The following is a 4,591-nucleotide window of genomic DNA, read 5'->3' on the forward strand; positions in this document are numbered from 1 at the left end:
AGCTCCGCCGATCGCAGGTTGCTCAACCCGCGCCACACGGCGTAAACTCCGCCGAGACTCTAATTACCGCCGGATGAAAGTTCAGTGGCAGGTCATCTAGGAAATAATTCAATCCGCAGACGAATCAATGAGCCTTCAGCCGGCGTGATATCTCTTCGAATTGCAACATTTGGTTTCAGTTCTTCGCTACTTATCCGAACTTTGCTCTCAAAAGAAACCGCGGTATGACGGCGCCAAATCGGCTCAGTGATTTCACGTTTACTCTCGTCAGTCCGTCGACGTGTGCATGCTTCGTATCTCCCATTCAGCGGAATCTGTTGATCGGATTCCTGCTGCCAAAAAAAACGGCGCGAGCTGGGCAGAGTTATTGTTATGTCCCCTCCCGGTCCAAGTTCTGCAGAGAACGACAGGCCGAGAACACACGGGCGTCTAATATCGGGACTTGTAACGTCGAAGAAGCTCAGACAAGCGATGGATTGTGGTTCCAATGCGGAAATGGATGCTTGAATAGCTTTCTTCGCTTGCTCGCCTTCCTGTAGATTTTCCGGCCAAGGCGAGCCCCGAGAAAGATTCTCTAAGGTTCCTAGATAGAATCGGCGCATCTTTGATGATGGCGCTATATAGATCTGAACTTAATGCGCCCTGGTCATTTACGGCTGTAATAGGGGGGCGGTCTTCTATTCGCAACGTTTTTGCTCTTTCGGCTGACATTATAGTCCAAGAGCCATTTTCAATGGGCAAGACCAACTTTCTATCCGCCGGCGACGATTTCTCTGAAATGTAATAGATCTTCCTAGTAAGAAGATCTTTTACTTTGCCCGTCGCCTCCCTGAGGTAACCGCAACGGCGGATCTCCGGATGGCAGCGTAATGTGCATTCTCGGCATTTTTCTAGATACTGCCGTGTATAACGCAGAAGGCCCTCAAAATAGCCGATCGCATCGCTGGTTTCTAGACTGGTTAAATCTCTAATCAATGCCCCAAGTGCAACTAGACCCGCTGCAGGTGTGCCACTTGGCAGGCTGATTATCGCAATTCGTTGCTGTCTGAGATTGGCATGGTGCCACCCGTAGCCGAATTCAATTAAGAAAATTACCCAAGGCGGGGGATGGATCCAATCGGTGCCGTTCTCGGAGAACTGGATTTGAATTTCTTTGGTTTGGGGCATCATGTAGAAACCAGTTATTGAGTCGGATGCAAATTCTGACATTCGATGATTGTTTTGGGAAAGCTAAATATACGAAAAAGATTGTCGGATTGGGACAACGTACAAAAATTCCCTCATTTTGGTTTTCCGACGGGAGCGCTGAAGGAGGATGGATTTCGTTGTAATCGTCGATCCATCCGGCGATCTGCCGGAGCGCCGTTTGGGCGTTCGGCAAGGGGTTGATGCGAACATAATCCGCTTGAAGGTTTTGACGAACGCCTCCGACATCCCGTTCGATTCCGGACTGCGTACGGGCGTAAAGCACAGATGAGCTGGACGCTTCTAAGAACTGGCCAAATCGCTGTGTTTCTGATTCTCTTGTTGAGAGAGGATCGGAGGGGATCGATGCGCGGGGAGCCTGGCTTTTTTGACGTCGACGAGCGGCTCAAGCGGCTGAGCGGGCTCGGGGATCATCTGGAAGGGTTCGCTGCCGCGGTCGATTTCGAAATGTTCCGCGCCGACCTCGTCGCAGCGCTCGGTTATTCCGACGGCGCGCAGGGTGGAAGACCGCCCTTCGATCCGGTGATGATGTTCAAAATCCTCGTCATTCAGGCGATGGATAATCTATCTGACGAACGCGCCGAGTTTCTCATCAACGACCGCATGTCCTTCATGCGCTTCCTCGGCCTGACGCTCGCCGACCGGGTTCCCGACGCGCGCACGATCTGGCTGTTTCGTGAGAAGCTCGCCAAGGCGGGCGCGATCGAGGGGCTGTTCGCTTTTCGACGCGGCGCTGCGGGCCTCGGGCTATCTTGCCATGTCCGGGCAGATCGTCGACGCCACGCTGGTCGCGGCGCCCAAGCAACGCAACAGCGAGGAAGAAAAGAAGGCGATCAAGGAGGGGCGCATTCCCGAGGGCTGGGCGGAGAAGCCCGCGAAATTACGGCAGAAAGATCGCGACGCGCGCTGGACCGACGGCCGGACGGAACAAAGCCGCCGGTCGACATTGCGATCCCGACCTTCGGCTATCAGAACCATGTCGCGATCGACCAGGGGTTCGGCTTCATCCGCAAATGGATGGCGACCGACGCCGCCGCTTACGAGGGCGCGCGACTGCGCGAGGGCCTGCTCGACAAGACCAATACGGCGGCGTCGGTCTGGGCCGACACCGCTTACCGCTCGGCGGCCAACGAGGCCTTCTTGGCGAAGAACGGGTTCCGGTTCTGCATTCATCGCAAGAAGCCGAAGGGCCGGCCGATGCCCGACGCCGTCCGTCGGGCCAACGCCCTCAAATCGACCGTTCGCTCGCGCGTCGAGCACGTCTTTGCTGAGCAGAAGGACCGGATGGGCCTTTTCAGCCGAACGATTGGCGTCAATCGCGCCAAGGTGAAAATCGGGATGACGAACCTCGTTTATAACTTCAAGCGACTGGTCTTCTGGCGCAGAATTGCCGCCGCCTGACGCTCCGCGGATGCGGAGCACACCCGCCGCCGGCCGAACGCATCGAAATCACCCCGGATTACGAAATCACGCCATAACCCGCGTCAGAGATGCATTGATAGAAGCGTCCAGCTTCAAGGCCGCCGCGAAGTCTTTTGTCTCCTTCGCAGTGTAAGGGCTGCCGTTGTCGGAAAGATGCTCGATCGGGCTTGGCGCTCTCACTGTCCGGAAACGCCTTTCGACGGCGTCCAGCATCATGTCGCGGACGTCCGAGCCGCTGATCCCGGCGCCGCAGACGGCGGTCCAGTCGATGATCTCACGGTCTAAGGCAAGCCCGCAATAGATGAATCAAGTCGGCAGGTGGGAAGAGACCTAAACCCGGCTTTTCGGACTACAAAACTGGCGACCTCTTTCGAAAAAGTTGAAGCACTTATTTGACGGGCTCTCCTAAGGCGTCGATGATGAACGCCATCCGGACGACGTCGCCGTTCCAGCAGGAAAACTCCAGACCGTCGGAACACCAGCGCAAATTCGAGCGCATGACCATGATCTTGCCGTCGTGGGCGCGACCTTGCCGGCGCGCCGTGTGGCGCTCGAGAAGCAACCCTTGACGCTGCATGATCCGATGGACCCGCTTCCTGTTGGCCGGCGGCAGACCTTGCTGCGCCCGTTTCCGGTTCACCAGCGCGGCGATGCGACGATAGCCATAGGTCGGCCGCTCATCGACGAAGCCGCGGATGAGCGGCAGCAAGGCGTCGTCCCCAGCCTTCATGTAGGGACCGCGCGGCTCGCAAAGCTCAAGCGCATGCTGGCCGACGCGATGCTCGACAATGTGGCCCTGAAGGATTTGCTGGGAAAGAAGTGGTGACGCCCGCTGCCAAGCGGAAAGCTGTCGCGCATCTCATGAGCCTTCACGGAATGAGCGAACGGCGGGCGTGTAAAGCCATTGGCTCTTGCCGCATGACGATGAGATACCAGACGACGCGGGTGGATGACGTCGCCCTGCGCGAACGCATGAAGGCCATCGCGCACGAGCGCCGGCGGTTCGGCTATCGCCGCCTCCATGTGCTGCTGAAACGGGAGGGCTTCGTGATCAATCACAAGCGGCTGTTCCGCCTCTACCGCGAGGAGCGGCTCACCGTGCGGCGCCGCGGCGGACGGAAGCGGGCGATGGGGACACGAAGGCCCATGACAATCCCGATGCGTCCGAACGATCGCTGGAGCCTCGACTTCGTCTCCGATCAACTCACCGACGGCCGCCGCTTCCGCATCCTCGCCATCGTCGACGACTGTACGCGGGAGTGCCTGGCGCTGGTCGTGGACACATCGCTCTCGGGGACCCGGGTAGCGCGAGAGCTCGACCGGCTCATTGCTGAACGCGGCAAGCCCAGGATGATTGTCAGCGACAACGGCAGCGAGTTCACCAGCAACGCCAACCTGGCGTGGGCCGACAAGACCAAGGTCGAATGGCATTATATCGCGCCCGGCAAGCCGATGCAGAATGCGTTCATTGAGTCCTTCAATGGCCGATCGCGCGACGAGTTTTTGAACGAGACCTTGTTCTCCACCCTGGCGAGGGCCCGGATCGCCCTGGCCATGTGGAGGAAGCGCCTGCACGAAACGCAAAAGGGCAAATGCTTCATTTGCGAGAAATCGATTGACATGGTGCTCCATGCCGACGCAATCGACATCGACCATGTAGAACCGATTAAAGTTGGTGGAAAAGACGACCCAAGCAATTTCGCACTGACGCACGCATCATGTAATCGTTCAAAACAGGCAAGTGAACCGCGCCGGGTTTGCCGGAGGGTCCAACTTCCAAATAGGATGGAGCGATGACGAGCAAAACGACGAACAAGTTCTCCGCCGAGGTCCGCGAGCGCGCCGTGAGATTGGTGCTGGATCACGAAGGCGATTACCCTTCGCGCTGGACGGCCTGCCAGTCGATTTCCGCCAAGATCGGCTGCTCGGCGCACACGCTGCTTGACTGGCTGAAGAAGGCTGA

Annotated in this window: 4 protein-coding genes and 4 pseudogenes; 4 read left to right on the forward strand and 4 right to left on the reverse strand. The window is 57.7% G+C overall.

Features of this window, described 5'->3' with window-relative positions; all coding sequences use genetic code 11:
• Window positions 1-429: 429 nt before the first annotated feature.
• A complete protein-coding gene (locus tag BM177_RS19800; protein ID WP_139223754.1) occupies window positions 430-1,209 on the reverse strand; it encodes a hypothetical protein in 780 nt (259 codons plus the stop codon).
• Window positions 1,210-1,300: 91 nt separating this feature from the next.
• A pseudogene (locus BM177_RS19805) lies at window positions 1,301-1,470 on the reverse strand (integrase core domain-containing protein); the annotation flags it as partial.
• 81 nt (window positions 1,471-1,551) lie between these two features.
• Here BM177_RS19805 and BM177_RS19040 point away from each other — a divergent pair.
• On the forward strand, window positions 1,552-2,607 hold the full coding sequence (locus BM177_RS19040) for an IS5 family transposase (RefSeq protein ID WP_244532456.1): 1,056 nt from the start codon (window positions 1,552-1,554) through the stop codon (window positions 2,605-2,607).
• A gap of 108 nt (window positions 2,608-2,715) precedes the next feature.
• On the opposite strand, the pseudogene BM177_RS19045 reads toward BM177_RS19040, so the two are convergent.
• Together BM177_RS19045 and BM177_RS19050 are read right to left on the reverse strand one after the other, a co-directional pair.
• Window positions 2,716-2,910 (reverse strand): annotated as a pseudogene (locus BM177_RS19045) (IS3-like element IS426 family transposase); the annotation flags it as partial.
• 122 nt (window positions 2,911-3,032) lie between these two features.
• A pseudogene (locus BM177_RS19050) lies at window positions 3,033-3,370 on the reverse strand (IS3 family transposase); the annotation flags it as partial.
• A 6-nt stretch (window positions 3,371-3,376) separates the two neighbouring features.
• Between BM177_RS19050 and BM177_RS19055 the strand changes: the two are divergent.
• The 3 genes and pseudogenes from BM177_RS19055 to BM177_RS19810 form a co-directional block, all read left to right on the forward strand.
• Window positions 3,377-4,191, forward strand: a pseudogene (locus BM177_RS19055) (IS3 family transposase); the annotation flags it as partial.
• A gap of 57 nt (window positions 4,192-4,248) precedes the next feature.
• Complete coding sequence (locus tag BM177_RS20865) at window positions 4,249-4,425, forward strand: HNH endonuclease (RefSeq protein WP_244532457.1); 177 nt, start codon at window positions 4,249-4,251, stop codon at window positions 4,423-4,425.
• Window positions 4,422-4,591: transposase (locus BM177_RS19810; protein WP_483129304.1), on the forward strand; the 170-nt coding region annotated here is incomplete at its 3' end. The genes BM177_RS20865 and BM177_RS19810, both read left to right, overlap by 4 nt.

The organism is Methylocapsa palsarum (assembly GCF_900114285.1).
GTDB lineage: Bacteria > Pseudomonadota > Alphaproteobacteria > Rhizobiales > Beijerinckiaceae > Methylocapsa > Methylocapsa palsarum.

What these genes read in the sequence shown, in the direction of transcription:
- BM177_RS19040 (WP_244532456.1), top strand. Translation starts at nt 1,552, where the DNA reads ATGCGCGGGGAGCCTGGCTTTTTTGACGTCGACGAGCGGCTCAAGCGG.
- BM177_RS19800 (WP_139223754.1), bottom strand. Translation starts at nt 1,209, where the DNA reads ATGTCAGAATTTGCATCCGACTCAATAACTGGTTTCTACATGATGCCC.
- BM177_RS20865 (WP_244532457.1), top strand. Translation starts at nt 4,249, where the DNA reads ATGGTGCTCCATGCCGACGCAATCGACATCGACCATGTAGAACCGATT.